Source organism: Finegoldia sp., assembly GCF_046991905.1.
Lineage (GTDB): Bacteria > Bacillota > Clostridia > Tissierellales > Peptoniphilaceae > Finegoldia.
Genome location: NZ_JBKWZF010000005.1, coordinates 14,593 through 31,437 on the forward strand (window position 1 = coordinate 14,593; position 16,845 = coordinate 31,437).

Genomic DNA, 16,845 nt, shown 5'->3' on the forward strand with positions numbered 1-16,845 from the left:
TAGGTACATCTTGTAGTGTAACTAATAATTGGTACCCCTCTTATTCTCGCTATATTACATACATAACAAAGATAAAGGAGAGTATATTATGGGTCAATATTATAAGATTATTAATTTAGACAAAAAAGAGTATTTGGGTTCTTGGAGTTACAATTGTGGTGCAAAATTAATGGAATTTTCATATATTGGAAATGATTTAACACGCATTGAGAAAGAAATCCCCCATCCTCTATAGGTGGGGGATGAATTTCGGTATACAATGCGTAACCATTGATTTTATGCCATATTTATAGTATAATATAGTCAGTATTAATGAATATATAACGGAGATATACAATGGTATTAGACACAAATAACCATTCGGTCTTTTTACTGCATTATCATTTGATAATGTGTGTTAAGTATCGAAATAATGTCATAGATGATGAAATAAACGAATTTCTTAAGAATGTATTTGTTAAAATTCAAGACAGATACAGTATTAAATTAGAAGAGTTCAACCACGACAAAGATCATGTTCATATTCTTTTCAAGGCTGAACCTAAAAGTGAGCTATCTAAGTTTATCAACGCATATAAATCAGCAAGTAGTAGACTTGTTAAGAAACAATATCCTAGGATAAGAAAAAGTCTTTATGACGAAATGTTTTGGTCTCAAAGCTTTTGTCTATTGTCAACTGGTGGGGTAACGGTTGATATAATAAAAAGATACATTCAAGAGCAAGGAGAAAAAGATGAGAAAGAAAAAAGGAGTAAAAAACAAAGCTATAAAATACAGATTATATCCAACGACTGAACAGAAAATATACTTTTCTAAGTGCTTTGGATGTTGTAGAAAAATCTGGAACTTGATGCTTTGTGACAGAGAACAATCATATAAAGAAACGGGTAAATCTGTTAAAAATACCCCTGCTTCATATAAATCTGAATATCCTTATCTTAAAGAGGTTGATTCATTAGCTCTTGCCAATGTATATCTTGATTTAGAACTTGCATATAAAAGCTTTTTCAATAAAAAGAGTGGTTATCCTAAGTATAAGTCATTAAAGAAATCAAGGAAATCATATACTACTAACAATCAAAATGGAACTATAGCTATTACGGATAATGCAATAAAATTACCAAAAGCAGGATTCATTAAAGCTAAAATTCATAGACAACCAAAACATGATTGGAAACTAAAGTCAGCAACAATTTTTCAAACTACAGATGGTCTTTATTTTGTATCGGTTATATTCGAGTATGAAGAAAATATAGATAAGACTACTAATTTTGGTAATTGTATAGGACTAGATTATAAGTCAGATGGTTTGTATATGGATAGCTTTGGTAATGTAGGAACTAATCATAAGTTCTATCGTGAAAGCCACAAGAAACTTGCGAAAGAACAAAGACGTTTGTCTCGTAAAATAGGCTCTAAAAAGAACGAAAAGAAATCAAATAACTACTTAAAACAACTTAAAAAGGTCAATAAAATTCATAGACATATCGCAAACCAAAGACTAGATAATTTACACAAAAAGTCAAATGAGATAGCCAATCGTTATGATGTTGTGTGTGTAGAAAATCTTAACATGAGAAATATGTCTAATAAAGGATTTAGAAACGGAAAAGCCACTATGGATAACGGATATGGTATGTTCTTAAATTTCTTAGCATACAAGCTAAATGATAGAGGTAAATACTTTATCAAAGTCGATAAGTGGTATCCATCAAGTCAGATATGTAGTGTTTGTGGTTCTAAAAAGAAACTAGCATTAAACGAAAGAACTTATATTTGTGAGTGTGGAAATACTATTGATAGAGATTTGAACGCCGCAATAAACATAAAAAGAGAAGGTCTAAGACTACTAAAAGAAATGGTAGCCTAAAATAATATATCGTAGGCTAGGAACTAGCCGAAGTTACGCTTGCGGACTTTGTGTAAGACGATTTGTCTGTTTTGTTTTATCAATCAGATTCATCGCAGTAGAGGATGAAGCAAGAAGCCCCCACTTCAAAAGCTGTTAAGCTTTAAGTGGTGGGTAGTTCACTCGATGCTTTGCCAGACGAAGTGTTAAAAAAGATTAACAACGGAGCAAATCAACAAAAATTGAGAAATCTTGTGATTGACAAATTAAAAGAAAAAGAAATATTTGTCGAAAATTATGAGATTGATAATATTGTTGATAAGGTTGAAAAGAATCTCCCGGATTTGATTGACCTCTTTGTGAAGATAAACTACCCAGCCTACAGTTAATGTGTAGGCTTTTGGGTACATACGGTAGCGTGATTAATAATCTGTGGTGGTGTTATTTGTCGCTATATTACATACATAACAAAAATAAAGGAGAGAAAAACAATGAAAGAAAAATTAGATTTATATGGCTTCACAATAGAACAATTAAGAGAAATTAAGTTAGGTCTTGAAAATGACGTTGATGTTAGTGCATACGCTAAGCCAGAATTTGATTATTATCAAATGCAAGAGATTAGGCTAGGGCTTGAAGAAAGACTTGATGTAAGTGTATATGCTAAATCGATGTTTAATGATCAACAAATGAAACAAATCAGATGTGGACTTGAAAATGGCGTTAATATTAGCGTATTTGCTAAACCTAAGTTTGATAATTGGCAAATGGAAGAAATTAGACTAGGTCTTGAAAATGGTATTGATGTTGGTTTATATGCAAAACTAGATTTTGGTTCAGCACAAATGGAAGAAATTAGAACGGGTTTGGAACAAGGACTTGATGTTAGTGTATATGCTAAACCAAAGTTTAATTGGTGGCAAATGATAGAAATTAGGCGAGGATTAGAAAAAAGACTTGATGTTAGTGTTTATGCTAATCCAGAGTTTAATACAAAACAAATGGAACAGATTAGAATAGGACTTGAAAAAGGACTTGATGTTAGTGCTTATACAAATCCCGAATTTGATATGGGTAAAATGGAACAAATTAGGTTAGGTTTGGAGCAAAAACTTCCTGCTTCCAGCGTTTATGTTTCTGATACAGAATCTGAAAAAATAAAATTGCTTGATGAAATAGATAGTTTATTAAAAGCTAAAAAAGGGGAGGTATAATTCATCCCTTCTTTTTTTGTTTTTAGGTACATACGATAGCGTGGTTAATAATTTGTGGTGGTGTTATTTGTCGCTATATTACATACATAACAAAAATAAAGGAGAGTAAATTATGAATAATGTAACTTTAATGGGAAGATTAACAAGGGATGTAGAATTGAGATACACTCAATCACAAGTAGCAATTGGTAGATTTACCGTTGCCGTTAACAGAAGATTAACTAAGGATAAAAGACAACAAGCTGAGGCTAATAACCAACCAACAGCTGATTTCATTAGCTGTATTGCTTTTGGCAAACAAGCTGAAACTATCGCCCAATATGTATCAAAGGGTATGAGGGTATCATTATCTGGAAGATTTCAAACAGGTTCTTATCAAAACAAAGAAGGACATACGGTTTATACAACTGATGTTGTTGTTGAACAATTTGATTTTATTGATAGCAATAACCAACACAACAATAATCAAGGTTATCAACCAGCTAATCAACAATCAGCAAACAATCAACAAAACAATCAACCGTTTGATGATGATTTAGGTATGGATGATATGGCATTTGGTGAAGAATTGCCATTCTAACAAGTTTATAACGAGAGGGGGATTTTCCCCTCTCTTCTTTATTTTGGTACAAGGATCAGAAAAATTAACATGTCTTAAATATCCTTTACGCCGATATATTATATACATAGCAAAACAACAAATAAAGGAGAGTATATTATGACAGAATTAGATTTATCAGTATTTGATGGGTATCAATTGATAGAAATCAAAAATGGATTAGAAAAAGGAATTGATGTGAGCTGGTATGCTAAGCCAGATTTTGACGATTGGCAAATGGATGAAATTAGGTTAGGACTAGAAGAAGGTCTTGATGTTAGTTGGTATGCTAAGCATGGGTTTGATGGTTTCCAAATGGAACAAATAAGGTTAGGGCTAGAGAAAGGTCTTGATGTTAGTGTGTATGCTAAGCCTGATTTTGACAAATCCCAAATGGAACAGATTAGACTAGGTCTTGAAAGTGGTGTTGATGTGAGCGTATATGCTGAATCAGTGTTTGATGTTAGACAATCGGAACAGATTAGGTTGGGATTAGAACAAGGGCTTGATGTTAGTATATATGCTAAATCTGAATTTGATGGCTGGCAAATGGAACAAATCAGATTTGGTTTAGAAGAAAGTATTGATGTTAATATGTATGCAAAGCCAGAGTTTGATTGGATACAAATGCACCAAATTAGAAAAGGGTTAGAAGATGGTCTTGATGTTGGTGTGTATGCAAAACCAGAGTTTGATGAAGATCAAATGGAACAAATTAGAATGAAATTAATACCAATCAGAAAAACACTAAAAAATAAATTGTGTGATGAGATACAAGCATTACTCAAATAGGTTTATAACGAGAGGGGGATTTTCCCCTCTCTTCTTTATTTAGGTACAGGGTTCAGAAAAATTAACATGTTTTGATTATCCTTTATACCGATATATTACATACATAACAAACAAAGGAGAGAAAATTATGACGGAATTAGATTTATCAGTATTTGATGAGTATCAATTGATAGAAATCGAAAATGGATTAGAAGAAGGGCTTGATGTTAGCGTGTATGCAAAACCTGAATTTAATGAAAGGCAAATGTGGCAAATCAGATTAGGGATTGAAAATGGTGTCGATGTTAGTGTGTACGCAAAGTCAGAATTTGATTGGAAGCAAATGGCACAAATAAGGTTAGGATTAGAAAAAGGGTTTGATGTTAGTATATATGCAAAGTCAAAATTCAGCGACTGGCAAATGCAACAAATCAGATTTGGGCTAGAAGAAGGGCTTGATGTTAGCGTGTATGCTAAGCCTGAGTTTGATAGTTTCCAAATGTGGCAAATTAGATTTGGGCTAGAAGAGGGACTTGATGTTAGCGTGTATGCTAAGCCTGAGTTTGATTGGAAGCAAATGCAAGAAATTAGATATGGTTTAGAAAAAGGACTTGATGTCAGTGTTTATGCTAAACCAGAGTTTGATGATGACAGATGGAACAAATTAGAATGAAATTAATACCAATCAAAAATCCACTAAAAGATAAATTGTGTGACGAAATACAAGCGTTACTCAAACAAGTTTATAACGAGAGGGGGATTTCCCCTCTCTTCTTTATTTTGGTACAGGGATCAGAAAAATTAACTTTCTATGATTACCTGCTATGCCGATATATTACATACACAAGAAAGCAACAAACAAAGGAGAAAAAACAATGGAAAACTATTTGAATTATCAACAACGATGTATAAAAAGAGCAAAGAGAGAGAAAGAAGAGGTTGAAAATGCTAAACTGTTAGTAGATGGTATTTTAATATCTTTATCTTTTTTTGGTATGATTGCAACGATGGTTATTTTAAACTTGATGTTCACTGAGATATTATATTAACAATAGGGAAGGTCTTTTCTTCCCTGTGTTAATATATACATAAGTAAAAATATATTAAAAATTTAGGAGATAAAAAATGAGATTAAAAGAAGCGATAGAAATTGTTTTAGAAAAAAACAAATTCAATAGCGGTGACGAAGGTGCTGACTGCACTTTTAATTATGATGAAAAACTTCATAAAGATTTGATGGACTGTGAAAACGACAATATCTGGTTTGATATCGATCAAGATATGGAAATCCATATTAAGATAAAAGATTTGGATAAGTCTTTAGAGGTGTAAAAGTGATTAAAGATTATAATAGATATACGTTTGAAGGAAAAGAGCTTAAAGAAGGTCTTTTGGAATTTTTGAAGAACGATATTTTTGATGACAGGGGCTGGAATATGGTTGCAGATACTGAGTTTATGAACATAATCATATATCCAAGCTGTGTTAATACATTTGCTGAAAATGAAGTATGCTTTTGGAAAAATCCAAGAGTAGAAGCTGTTTCGCAATTTGACGATTACTGGAGTGTAGGTGAGTTAGAAGAATATGCGACAGAAGAAGAAATAGAAAAAGCTAAGTCGAAGTCAATAGATAATTATGAAGAGCTTGATTTAGAAATATACAAAGATAACTTATTCGATATTATAAAAGATAAAGAAAGCTTTCTAGAAGATTTAGACACTTGGCTTTCGTTTGATAGATTTTTCGAAATATTTGTTGATAATTTCAATAATGCTTTCGAAAACTTATAAAATGCTTTCATTGTTGGGATATGGCTTTATAGCTATATCCCTTTTTCTCTTATATGGGTACAGAAAAGAGCTTGTTTGTTCATTACTGCTGCTGATAATATCGATATATTACATACATAACAAGGATAAAGGGGAGTGGATTATGAAATTAAAAGAGATTGAGTTAGTTGTGAAAGAAACGCCAGTGAAATATGACGGGAGAGAGATTTTAATCAAGGATGATATTATTAAGTCTACACAGACAGAAAACAATTCTTCATCAAAATTAACAGAATTATTAATTAATTATTTTTCGTTATATAATGACGAGAAGGAAAGATTTATTTCTTTATTGTTTGATTCAAAGTTGAAACTTATAGGTATTGATCTGATTTCTATAGGTACTATTAATCAGTCTCTAGCTCATCCTAGGGAGGTTTTCAGAAAAGCTGTTATATCAGGTGCTGCCTTCGTTATGATTGCTCATAATCACCCGTCAGGAGATACTACACCATCCGCTGAAGATATAAAGGTTTATAGAAATTTATCAGAATGTTCTGAAATCCTTAATATAAAATTATTGGATAGTTTTATTGTTTCGCTAAAGCCAGAACAGGAAAGTGTCTTAAGTATGAGAAAGTTTTTGTCTTATGATAACTAGGGGGATGTTATGAAGTCAATAGATATGTCGCAATTTGACAGTCGCCAACAAGAACAAGTGAAAATAGGGCTTGAACAAGGGCTTGATGTAAGCTGGTATGCTAAGCCTGAGTTTGAGTGGAGACAAATGAAAGAAATTAGACTAGGGCTTGAACAAGGACTTGATATTAGTGTATATGCTAAGCCTGAATTTGATGATGACCAAATGTGTCAGATAAGGTTGGGATTAGAACAAGGTCTTGATGTTGGTGTATATGCTAAGCCCGAATTTGATTCACATAAGATGTTTGTATTGCGTAATGGTATTTCGAAAGGCCTTGATGTTAGTATATGTGCAAATTCTCGTTTCAATGCTTGGCAAACATCAACAATTATTTTTAAAGGTTTAGAAAAAGGAATAGATATAGGCGAGTATGCTGATCCAAAGTTTGACGAATTTCAGTTAAAACAAATAATTCTCGGTTTTAGAAAAAGAGCAAGGGTAGATGTCAGTGTTTATGCAAAGCCTGAATTTAATGCAAGGCAGATGGAACAAATTAGGCTAGGACTAAGAAAGAAAATAGATATAACTCCATATTATAGCACTAAATACGATGGTTTTCAGATGAAACAACTTAGAAAAGGGATTGAACAAGGGCTAGATATTAGTAAATATGCGAATCCAAAGTTTAATGGTTGGCAAATGAAACAGATTAAGTTAGGATTAGAAGAAGGACTTGATGTGGGTGTTTATGCAAAGCCTGAATTTAATGATGGGGAAATGGAACAAATTAGAATTGGGCTTGAAAAAGGTGTTGATGTGAGTTCGTATGCAAATAAAGACTTCAATCAAAGACAATTATATGAAATTAAAGAAGGTCTTGTTTCTAATGTAGATGTTAATGTGTATGCCAATACAAAATACGACAACAATCAGATGTTTTGGATTAGATCAGGTCTTGAAGATGGTCTTGATGTTAGTGTATATGCAGATACGAAGTTTTCTTCAGGACAGATGTGTCAAATCAAAAAGGGGCTTGAAAAAGGTGTTGATGTGAGCGTTTATGCGAAACCAGAGTTTGATTTTGAGCAAATGGATGCTATTAGATTAGGTCTTGAAGAAGGGCTTGATGTTAGTGTGTATGCAAAGCCAGAATTAACGTTCAGCCAAATGTATTATAAAAAAAGAGAATTAACTAAAGATTTATACAAGGAGAGGGGATAATTTATCCCTTCTCCTTTATTTTTTTGTTTGTCGGTACATTAGGGAGGTAAAGTATTTACCTGCTGCTGCTTACAATACCGATATATTACATACATACCAAAGAGATAAAGGAGAGAAAAACAATGACAGAAACGTTAGAATTAAAAGATATTGCAAAACTTATGAAAAAGGAAATGAAGGTTAAATATCCAGATATAAAAATATCAGCTAAAACAAAGAATGGTTTTATTTGGGTAACTCTTTTTTTAAAAGAAGAAGATTATCGTGCTTTTGATTATTATGAATTAACTAGAAGAAAAAAATTATTCGTGATAGACAAATTAGATGTTGGTTGCATTGACCATAATCTTGACAGAATAAGACAATTTTTATTGAAGTTGAACCTATTAAATCAAAAGGGTCAAGATATTGTTGATAGTATCAATGTGTTTCTTGAAAAATTCAATTATGATAGAAGCGATGTGATGAGAGACTACTTCGATTTTGGCTTTGCATCAAATGTTAGCTATGAGTTTGTTTAAAGTCTGGGTATTGGTCACATAAGGAATCACAAAGAGGTAGGCAAGGAGAGGGGATAATTCATCCCTTCTCTTTTGCTTGCGTATTTATAGGTACATTTATTAGGGCGAATAACAACTTACTGCTGCCTATAATCACGCTATATTACATATATAACAAAGAGATAAAGGAGAGTAAAATAATGAATGTAAAAAAGCAATTCTTATTGTTCAATATGTTCTATAATCGTTGGAAATATTTTTTCAACGTTTATACAGATGTTTATTATTGGAGCGATGATTTGTTATCAGATTATTGTGACAATCTTTTAGAGAAGTGCTATAAGCTTATGACGGATGAAATAATAGATAATGGCTTTTTTATGACAGATAAAGGTGAAGCTGTGCTAAGCTAAAGACGTAGCACCTTCTGGTGCGGTTTTTAACTTTTGTTTCACTAGCCTAAGTTTGTAGAAATACAGACTACGTTAATTAAGTCACGACACCTTTGGTTGTCGCCTTAGACCATCGCTCTGTCGGTTAACTTTAAGTTGGAAGTAAGGCACTAATGTCCTGTGAGTTAACCTTAAAAAGCTTTTTTAACATTGGCGAAAGGAAGACCGATTTCTAGTTTGATAACAGAACTAGAATAGGCATTACAGTATCTGGTACTGATTTATAGTATTAAAACCAGAAATAATTATGAAAGAGGTCAAACACTTTATGGTATATGTGATTTCAAACAACGGACAAGCCTTAATGCCTACAAAGCGTTTTGGCAAGGTTCGTAGGTTATTAAAAGAAAAGAAAGCAAAAGTAATAAGGCGATGTCCGTTTACGATTAAATTATTATATGAAACAGAAACATGCATTGTACAAGATGTTGTTCTTGGTATGGATACGGGAAGTAAAAATATAGGCGTATCGTGTGTTGCGAATAACGAAGTTCTTTATCAGTCTCAAACAACTATTAGAACTGATATCAAAGATAATATGGATATCAGAAGAAAATACAGAAGAAATAGACGTAATAGAAAGACTAGATATAGAAAGCCTAGATTTTTAAATAGAAAGAACTCTACTAAGCTAGATAGACTACCACCTTCTGTAAGACACAAGGTAAAAGCTCATGTTGATGAAATTGAGTTTTGCAAAAAGATACTACCTATATCTCAAATAGTCTTAGAGATAAGTCAGTTTGATCCACATTTAATGAAAAATCCAAAATTAAAATTTAAAAAGATTAAAAGCTGGGGCTACCAACGAGGTTTTAATTACGGGTTCTCATCAAGAAAAGAAGCCGTATTGAACAGAGATTCTTATACTTGTCAAATATGTGGGGCTAAACACACAAGATTAGAGGTTCATCATATAGTGTATCGCTCTAAAGGTGGAACTGATGATGAAGATAACCTAATAACATTATGTGAATCCTGCCATAAAAAGATCCATACAGGAGAAATTAATGTAGGGTTAAAAGCAAAGAAATTAAGACTAAAAGAGGCAACCCACATGAACATTATTAGAAATCAACTATTAAAAACATATCCAGGAGCGATAGAAACTTTTGGTTTTGTAACTAAGGAAAATAGAAACAATTTAAACCTTCCTAAAGACCATTATATTGATGCTTGTGTAGTTGCAGCAGCTGGTAAAAGTTTTATTCTAAATGATGAAATATTTTACAAGAGAAGAGTATCAAAGGGTGACTATCAATTATATAAAGGTTCTTGCAGTGAAATAAGACTACCTATTGGTAAGATACAAGGCTTTAAAAAGTTTGATAAGGTTGATTATCTTGGCAAAACATATTTCATTAAAGGAAGAATGTCATCTGGATATGCTGTTTTAATGGATATATTTAATAAGACTATAGATTTTTCTGATATGCCAAGAGGTTTTAAGACACCTAAGTTAAAAAACTTAAAGAGAGTATCTGCAAGAGGTAGTGTCCTATGTATAAGAGAGAAAATAGGATAGGTGCAAATTATGAAACAATGCAAGAATATATCAAACACCAAGGTTAAGTGCCATTCATGAGCTAAGCTAAAGACTTAGTCCTTTTCTGGCACATTATTATATAAATAGAGAGTTAACAAAGGATTTAGACAAGGAGAGGGGATAATTTATCCCTTCTCCTTTGTTTTTGTATTTATAGGTACAAGGATCAGAACAAATAACAAACTTACTGCTGCCTATGATTACGCTATATTACATACATACCAAAGATAAAGGAGAGAGAAACAATGACTGAAAGATTTGATAATAAAAAGGAATACAAAAATATAGCAGAAAAGTTAATTAAGGTTTTAGAAAATGATGATATCGATGTTAATAACTGGAATAAAGGTTTTATTGGTTTTCATAATCCAACTACTAATAAAGAATATACTGGTAAAAATATTATTATATTAATGCTTTCACAAATGTTATCTAATTATTCAGATAATAGATACTTAACATTTAATCAAATTAAAAAACTAGGGTTAAAACTTAAAAAAGGCTCAAAAGGTACTTGCTTAAATTATGTAAACACTTATAGAAAAGATTTGAAGAGAAATTTGACGAGGGAAGAATTGAATGATGTTGAATTGCTTAGAGAATTAGACCGCAAGGGCTTATTGCAAAGTTATAAAAAATATTTTACAGTTTTTAACGGTGACGATATAGAAGGCTTAGAAGAAATTAAAGACATAAAGGTTGAAATAACTAACGACATAGATATTAATGCAATAGCAAGTAACATTGGTGTTCTGGTTAAAAATCAAGCTATAAACACCGCACACTATAATCTAGATGATGATTGCATTTATATGCCTAGATTATCTCAACTAACTTCTAGTTATGAACATTATCTAAAGACATTTTTCCACGAATTGACACACGCAACAGGTCACAAGAGCAGACTAAACAGGAATTTAGAAAACTATGGTTTAGATTATGACCTTCATTCAACGGAAGAATTAATTGCTGAATTAGGTTCTATAATTCTTGCGAAATATTTTAATGTAAATGTTGATGAAAAATTATATAACAATTCATTGATTTATATAAAAGGTTGGTTGAGCTTTATAGAAGATGATAAAAAGGTCGAAATGATGGCAGCAGCAATAGAACAAGCTATCAAAGCTGCTACATTGATAATATCAAAATCCAAGATTAAAAAGGCTGCGTAATTGTAGCCTTTTCTTGTTGGTACATTAGGTAGAGAGGATAACAAACTTACTGCTGCCTTTATTCTCGCTATATTACATACATAACAAAGATAAAGGAGAGAAACAATGGAAAGATTTTTTGAATGTGATGTAAACACAAACAGCAGAGAGAATATGATAGAATTTTTAACTAATCATTATCGTTATTATACTTTAAACTCATGGAATCGCAGCAGTTCATACGCAAACAATGTTAAGTTATATAATCTAGGTCTTGATTCAAACGATTTAGATTTTGCTTATAAAATTATTTGTGGTGATGAAATTCTTTGTTATGAACTGTATGATGATTTCAATTTTATTATATCTCAGTTTAAAGAAACCTACGGATATGATATAGGCTTCAACGGTCGTTCTGGTGGATATCTGGTACTATATTATGGAGAAAAAGTCGATGGTGATGTTGTAGTTTATCCAGGGCGTTCGATCGACAGTTCAGATAAAGATTACTTCGAGGATTGGTCTGATGATGAAATAAAAGATAGAGTAGAGCTTGTAAAAGCATTTGATAATATTTGTGACATGATTCGTGATGTTTTTATAGGTTATTTAAAGAACGGTGAGGTTATAGAACAAGAAGAAGTGGTTAAATCATATATGTTAACATTGAATTAATTTTGTAGGGCAGGCAAATAATATTGTCTGTCCTTTTTGGTACAAGGATCAGAAAAATTAACTTGTCTTGATTACTCGTTATACCGATATATTACATACATAACAAAGAGATAAAGGAGAGAAAACAATGGAAGATTTAAAACAATTGCAAATAAATGAGGCTATAAAAAGAATGAGCCTTATAAAGATTTATACCGAAACTATAAGAGAATTTAAAGAAGAGGGTACGATTTCAAAGTCAATAAGAGGTGGTTTATATTGGATTGACAATGACGATGAAAAAAGAGTTCAAGAGTTCGAAGAAAAATATAACGCTGTTGTTTATAGCATTATAGAAAACAATACAGAATTTGGCAAAGTACAAGCTTTGTTTTATGTATCAAAAAATGTTGACGAATGGAATTTGGATGTTGAAGATTTAGAAAACGGGATTTCTAATTGTTATGTATATAACCTCGATTGTCCTGAGTTTTCAGAATTTGGTGCAATTGGTTTTAGGAATGTTTTTGGCGGTCTTATTAGAGAATATTAAAAAATAGTTATATAAATTTTGGAGCAAGTTATAAAAATTTGCTCCATTTTTTATAATGTTAGGTACAAGGATCAGAATGATTAACTTGTCTTGATTGCTCATTACACCGATATATTACATACATAAGAAAAATAAAAAAATAAAGGAGAGTAGATTATGAATAATGTAACTTTAATGGGAAGATTAACAAGGGATGTAGAATTGAGATACACTCAATCACAAGTAGCGATTGGTAGATTTACGGTTGCTATTAACAGAAGATTAACTAAGGAAAAGAGACAACAAGCTGAGGCTAATAACCAACCTACAGCTGATTTTATCAGTTGTGTTGCATTTGGAAAACAAGCTGAAACTATAGCCCAATATGTGTCTAAAGGTATGAGGGTATCATTATCTGGAAGATTGCAAACAGGTTCTTATCAAAACAAACAAGGTCAAACAGTATACACTACTGATGTTGTTGTTGAACAATTTGATTTCATTGATAGCAATAACCAACAAAACAATAATCAAGGTTATCAACCAGCTAATCAACAAGCAACAAACAATCAACAAAACAATCAACCGTTTGATGATTTAGGTATGGATGCTATGGATTTCGATGATGAGTTGCCATTCTAGTAAGCTTATAACGAGAGGGGATTTTCCCCTCTCTTCTTTATTTAGGTACAGGGTTCAGAAAAATTAACATGTTTTGATTACTCGTTATGCCGATATATTACATACATAACAAAGATAAAGGAGAGAAAACAATGACAATTTTATACAAAACTAATGCAAACAAAAACGGAAATTCATATCATGTAGCTATCAATCATGATAACAAAACTTATAACGAAAATACTTTTACTTCTGACTTAACAATTTTTGTTAAGTTAAAAGAATTAAAACAACTTAAAGCACTAGCAGTAGATAATGGTTACAAAAACATTGGATAATATTTTAAAAAAATAAAGGTAGGGTGAGGCTGCTTTTTACGCCCTTGCTCTACTTTACCTCCTATATGATGGTACAAGAATCAGAATAATTAACTTGTTTTGATTACTCGTTACGCCGATATATTACATACATAACAAAGATAAAGGAGAGAAAACAATGAAATTAAAAGAATTAGAACTTGTGGTTAGAGATACTGTTATAAAATACGATGGAAGAGAAAAAGTTATAGATAATTTTTTAATTGAATCAACAAAAAAACAACATAACAAGCCAGAAGCATTTGAGGAATTATTGTTCAATTATTTTTCATTATTTAAAGATGAAAAAGAAAGGTTAATATCTATTTTATTAGATTCAAAGAATAAGATTATAGGTATCGACTTGGTATCTGTTGGTACGTTGAATTCTTCTCTAGTACACCCTCGAGAGGTTTTTAGAAAAGCTATCGCAGCAGGTTCTAACGCTATAATTATAGCTCATAATCATCCATCTAATAGTACAGACCCGTCACATGCCGATATTACAATTGCTAAAAGATTAGAAAAATGTGGCGATATTTTAGACATTAAATTATTGGATAGTTTGATTATAGCTTTTGATAGTACTCCAGAAAAGAAAGGTCGTTTATTAAGCATGAGACAAAACCAGGATTTTTAAAAAGTTTTTATAAAAATTTGGGTAGGGTTAGATTATTATTTTATAATCTTGCTCTATCCATTGCCTCTTATATATGGTACATGGTGAAGATAGAATAAATTGTCAAAGTTTATGATATTACCGATATATTACATACATAACAAAGATAAAGGAGAGAAACAATGGAAGATTTAAAAACTAGAGATGAACAATTATTAGAAAAAGCTTTGAAAAATAATGTTGAAGGATTTTTTCAAGATTTACAAAAGGCTTTTGATTATGACAGCGAAGATTACGATGAGGATTATTTTATAACTGATGATATATACGACATAAAAGTTTTATCAAATTTAGACAAAACTTTTGTTGGTGCGTGTTATGCGATAGCTATTGGCGGCCCTAATATTTATATTAACACTTATGACAATGTTGTTGAGGGGTATTGGGGAGGAACAAAAATTATAGAAAATTTAGAATACTATTTATATTCTTTAGGCTTAGATGATAAGTTTGAATTGTTACAAACTTTAGATGACTATATAGAAGAATTGTTCGAATGTAGGTAGAAATAAATCTACCTACATTGGTACATCTGACTAGATAAAATAATTAGCAAGGGCTTTCGTTGTTTTAGATATATTACATACATAACAAAGAGATAAAGGAGAAAAGAATAATGACAACTAGAATAGAAAAATCGATAATGAATAGCATAATAAAACAAGATATATTAAATCTTCAAGAAGAGGTTGTGAGATTAATTCATAAAACTTTAAACAATGATTATAGTAAAATTAAAAAAACTTTAATAGATAGGCTTTTGTTTAATGGAGAATATTATGAAATCTATTTAGAATATGATTTCGGTGAATATTATGATGAAGAAAAACATGATAATCATTTAAAACCACTTACACGAATATATATCGAAGAAGATAATCACAATGATATTGAAATACAAGATAATGTTCGAATTTTTGTTTCTAATTTCATGGGTGAATGTCTTTATTCTTATAGTGAATTAGACGAATATAATATAGAGATTGTATCATTTATTTTAAATGAATTGGTAAAAGATATATAAAAATTTTAGTTAAGATAGGGCTGGGATTATTATATCCTAGCTTTATCTTCCCTCCTATATGATGGTACAAGGATCAGAAAAATTAATATGTCTTGGTTACCCGTCATACCGATATATTACATACATAACAAAGATAAAGGAGAGAAAACAATGATAGACAACTTAACAAAACCTGTAAAGGAATTAGAAATAGTAGTAGATAATACACTAAGAAAAATCAAAGAATTAAAGAACGAAATAAAAGAAAAAGAACTTGATAGATACTATTCGGATTCATTTGGAGAAGCAATTGAATTAAGCGAAGAAATAGATGAGTTAAAAGCGAAATTAGAAAAAGCAGAAAAAGACCTTATTAATATTACTGATATTTAAATTTAAAAATGTTAATTAAGATAGGACAAGGATTTATATAAACCTTGTTCTATCTCCCCTCCTAAAATAGGGTACAGCAGCGGAAACAATATCTAGTTACTGCTGCTTGATTTGTCGCTATACTACATACATAACAAAGAAATAAAGGAGAGATAAACGATGAAGGATTTTACGGCAAAGGTTAGTTCAGAAGAAGTTGACAGACTATTAGATTACGTTTATAAAAACGAGTTTGAGGTTTATCGTGCAAATGGTTGTATGAGTGATTTCTATATTATAAAGACAGAAAACATTCGTATATGTAAAAGACGTAAACCTAGAAAATATACAGTCTTATATTATGTTCATATAAACTGTTGGCAAGATGAATTATACATTCTGCAAACTGATAACCTCGATACAGCTATCGATTATGCCGAGCGTTATGGCTTAGAAGAAGATGATATAAATTTTCTAAAATGTTAATACAACTTTTGAGCAAGTATTTATATAATGCTTGCTCTTTTCATTGGTTATTCTATTTGGTACAGTAAGAAGGTGTTATATAAATTTTATATAATCTCTTTTGCGATATTTCTAAGTTATAAGAAAACACTTAGTTAATGTTTATATAACTATTGTGCTATTCTTATTTCATTGGTTGGGAGATATGGTTAATACTTTATCTCCCGTTTTTTCCTATAATTTTAGACTTTTTTTACACTATTTTTACGGCAATTATTGTTTAAGCCATAATGTAAGGTGTAAATGATGTTTTTGTTGGTTTTTTTAATTTGTTTTTCAGGCATATTTTTTATTAATAAATCATAGTGCGACATTTTGGAAAATGTAATTTTTGTCTTTGCTTTTTGTTTATACTTTGATTTATTTCATACTGTATAAACGAC

Annotated in this window: 26 protein-coding genes; all 26 read left to right on the forward strand. The window is 31.1% G+C overall.

The window, feature by feature from the left end; translation table 11 throughout:
- Positions 1–88 precede the first annotated feature (88 nt).
- The 26 genes from ACLUJM_RS03555 to ACLUJM_RS03680 all read left to right on the forward strand — a co-directional run bounded on the left by ACLUJM_RS03555 (position 89) and on the right by ACLUJM_RS03680 (position 16,423).
- Entirely contained in the window at positions 89–235 is a 147-nt protein-coding gene (locus ACLUJM_RS03555) for a hypothetical protein (RefSeq protein ID WP_412412176.1), read from the forward strand.
- A 101-nt stretch (positions 236–336) separates the two neighbouring features.
- Positions 337–795 carry an IS200/IS605 family transposase gene (gene tnpA, locus ACLUJM_RS03560; RefSeq protein ID WP_412412177.1) on the forward strand — a complete coding sequence of 153 codons (459 nt, stop codon included), beginning with the start codon at positions 337–339 and terminating at the stop codon, positions 793–795.
- Positions 734–1,870: an RNA-guided endonuclease InsQ/TnpB family protein gene (locus ACLUJM_RS03565; protein ID WP_412412178.1), complete on the forward strand. Its 1,137-nt coding sequence runs from the start codon at positions 734–736 to the stop codon at positions 1,868–1,870. The genes tnpA and ACLUJM_RS03565 overlap by 62 nt, the downstream gene beginning before the upstream one ends.
- Positions 1,871–2,040: 170 nt before the next feature.
- On the forward strand, positions 2,041–2,238 hold the full coding sequence (locus ACLUJM_RS03570; protein ID WP_412412179.1) for a hypothetical protein: 198 nt from the start codon (positions 2,041–2,043) through the stop codon (positions 2,236–2,238).
- Positions 2,239–2,340: 102 nt separating this feature from the next.
- The gene (locus ACLUJM_RS03575; RefSeq protein ID WP_412412180.1) at positions 2,341–3,063 is read left to right on the forward strand and encodes a hypothetical protein; all 723 of its coding nucleotides are present in this window, start codon (positions 2,341–2,343) and stop codon (positions 3,061–3,063) included.
- Between the two features lie 112 nt (positions 3,064–3,175).
- Positions 3,176–3,643 (forward strand): single-stranded DNA-binding protein, encoded by a 468-nt coding sequence (locus ACLUJM_RS03580; RefSeq protein WP_412412181.1) that lies wholly within the window; start codon positions 3,176–3,178, stop codon positions 3,641–3,643.
- Positions 3,644–3,781: 138 nt separating this feature from the next.
- Positions 3,782–4,453 (forward strand): hypothetical protein, encoded by a 672-nt coding sequence (locus ACLUJM_RS03585; protein WP_412412182.1) that lies wholly within the window; start codon positions 3,782–3,784, stop codon positions 4,451–4,453.
- A gap of 127 nt (positions 4,454–4,580) precedes the next feature.
- The gene (locus ACLUJM_RS03590) at positions 4,581–5,105 is read left to right on the forward strand and encodes a hypothetical protein (protein ID WP_412412183.1); all 525 of its coding nucleotides are present in this window, start codon (positions 4,581–4,583) and stop codon (positions 5,103–5,105) included.
- Positions 5,106–5,307: 202 nt separating this feature from the next.
- On the forward strand, positions 5,308–5,481 hold the full coding sequence (locus ACLUJM_RS03595) for a hypothetical protein (RefSeq protein ID WP_412412184.1): 174 nt from the start codon (positions 5,308–5,310) through the stop codon (positions 5,479–5,481).
- A 76-nt stretch (positions 5,482–5,557) separates the two neighbouring features.
- The gene (locus ACLUJM_RS03600) at positions 5,558–5,764 is read left to right on the forward strand and encodes a hypothetical protein (protein ID WP_412412185.1); all 207 of its coding nucleotides are present in this window, start codon (positions 5,558–5,560) and stop codon (positions 5,762–5,764) included.
- Between the two features lie 2 nt (positions 5,765–5,766).
- On the forward strand, positions 5,767–6,225 hold the full coding sequence (locus tag ACLUJM_RS03605; RefSeq protein WP_412412187.1) for a hypothetical protein: 459 nt from the start codon (positions 5,767–5,769) through the stop codon (positions 6,223–6,225).
- Positions 6,226–6,367: 142 nt separating this feature from the next.
- On the forward strand, positions 6,368–6,865 hold the full coding sequence (locus tag ACLUJM_RS03610; RefSeq protein WP_412412188.1) for a JAB domain-containing protein: 498 nt from the start codon (positions 6,368–6,370) through the stop codon (positions 6,863–6,865).
- Positions 6,866–6,874: 9 nt separating this feature from the next.
- Entirely contained in the window at positions 6,875–8,068 is a 1,194-nt protein-coding gene (locus tag ACLUJM_RS03615; RefSeq protein ID WP_412412189.1) for a hypothetical protein, read from the forward strand.
- A 122-nt stretch (positions 8,069–8,190) separates the two neighbouring features.
- Positions 8,191–8,589, forward strand: a complete 399-nt coding sequence (locus ACLUJM_RS03620) for a hypothetical protein (protein ID WP_412412191.1) — start codon at positions 8,191–8,193, stop codon at positions 8,587–8,589.
- Positions 8,590–8,768: 179 nt separating this feature from the next.
- The gene (locus tag ACLUJM_RS03625) at positions 8,769–8,981 is read left to right on the forward strand and encodes a hypothetical protein (RefSeq protein ID WP_412412193.1); all 213 of its coding nucleotides are present in this window, start codon (positions 8,769–8,771) and stop codon (positions 8,979–8,981) included.
- A 307-nt stretch (positions 8,982–9,288) separates the two neighbouring features.
- Positions 9,289–10,545: an RNA-guided endonuclease IscB gene (gene iscB / locus ACLUJM_RS03630; RefSeq protein ID WP_412412195.1), complete on the forward strand. Its 1,257-nt coding sequence runs from the start codon at positions 9,289–9,291 to the stop codon at positions 10,543–10,545.
- Between the two features lie 266 nt (positions 10,546–10,811).
- Positions 10,812–11,741 (forward strand): zincin-like metallopeptidase domain-containing protein, encoded by a 930-nt coding sequence (locus ACLUJM_RS03635; protein ID WP_412412197.1) that lies wholly within the window; start codon positions 10,812–10,814, stop codon positions 11,739–11,741.
- 105 nt (positions 11,742–11,846) lie between these two features.
- Positions 11,847–12,395 (forward strand): hypothetical protein, encoded by a 549-nt coding sequence (locus tag ACLUJM_RS03640; RefSeq protein ID WP_412412198.1) that lies wholly within the window; start codon positions 11,847–11,849, stop codon positions 12,393–12,395.
- Between the two features lie 127 nt (positions 12,396–12,522).
- Positions 12,523–12,927 carry a hypothetical protein gene (locus tag ACLUJM_RS03645; protein ID WP_412412200.1) on the forward strand — a complete coding sequence of 135 codons (405 nt, stop codon included), beginning with the start codon at positions 12,523–12,525 and terminating at the stop codon, positions 12,925–12,927.
- Positions 12,928–13,083: 156 nt separating this feature from the next.
- Positions 13,084–13,548 (forward strand): single-stranded DNA-binding protein, encoded by a 465-nt coding sequence (locus ACLUJM_RS03650; protein WP_412412201.1) that lies wholly within the window; start codon positions 13,084–13,086, stop codon positions 13,546–13,548.
- A 131-nt stretch (positions 13,549–13,679) separates the two neighbouring features.
- Complete coding sequence (locus tag ACLUJM_RS03655; RefSeq protein WP_412412202.1) at positions 13,680–13,865, forward strand: hypothetical protein; 186 nt, start codon at positions 13,680–13,682, stop codon at positions 13,863–13,865.
- Between the two features lie 157 nt (positions 13,866–14,022).
- Positions 14,023–14,523 (forward strand): JAB domain-containing protein, encoded by a 501-nt coding sequence (locus ACLUJM_RS03660; RefSeq protein ID WP_412412203.1) that lies wholly within the window; start codon positions 14,023–14,025, stop codon positions 14,521–14,523.
- Between the two features lie 161 nt (positions 14,524–14,684).
- Positions 14,685–15,068, forward strand: coding sequence for a hypothetical protein (locus ACLUJM_RS03665; protein WP_412412204.1), 384 nt, complete (start codon positions 14,685–14,687; stop codon positions 15,066–15,068).
- Between the two features lie 110 nt (positions 15,069–15,178).
- Positions 15,179–15,586 (forward strand): hypothetical protein, encoded by a 408-nt coding sequence (locus ACLUJM_RS03670; protein WP_412412205.1) that lies wholly within the window; start codon positions 15,179–15,181, stop codon positions 15,584–15,586.
- Between the two features lie 150 nt (positions 15,587–15,736).
- A complete protein-coding gene (locus ACLUJM_RS03675; protein ID WP_412412206.1) occupies positions 15,737–15,958 on the forward strand; it encodes a hypothetical protein in 222 nt (73 codons plus the stop codon).
- Between the two features lie 159 nt (positions 15,959–16,117).
- Positions 16,118–16,423 carry a hypothetical protein gene (locus ACLUJM_RS03680; RefSeq protein WP_412412207.1) on the forward strand — a complete coding sequence of 102 codons (306 nt, stop codon included), beginning with the start codon at positions 16,118–16,120 and terminating at the stop codon, positions 16,421–16,423.
- The last annotated feature ends 422 nt before the right edge of the window (positions 16,424–16,845 follow it).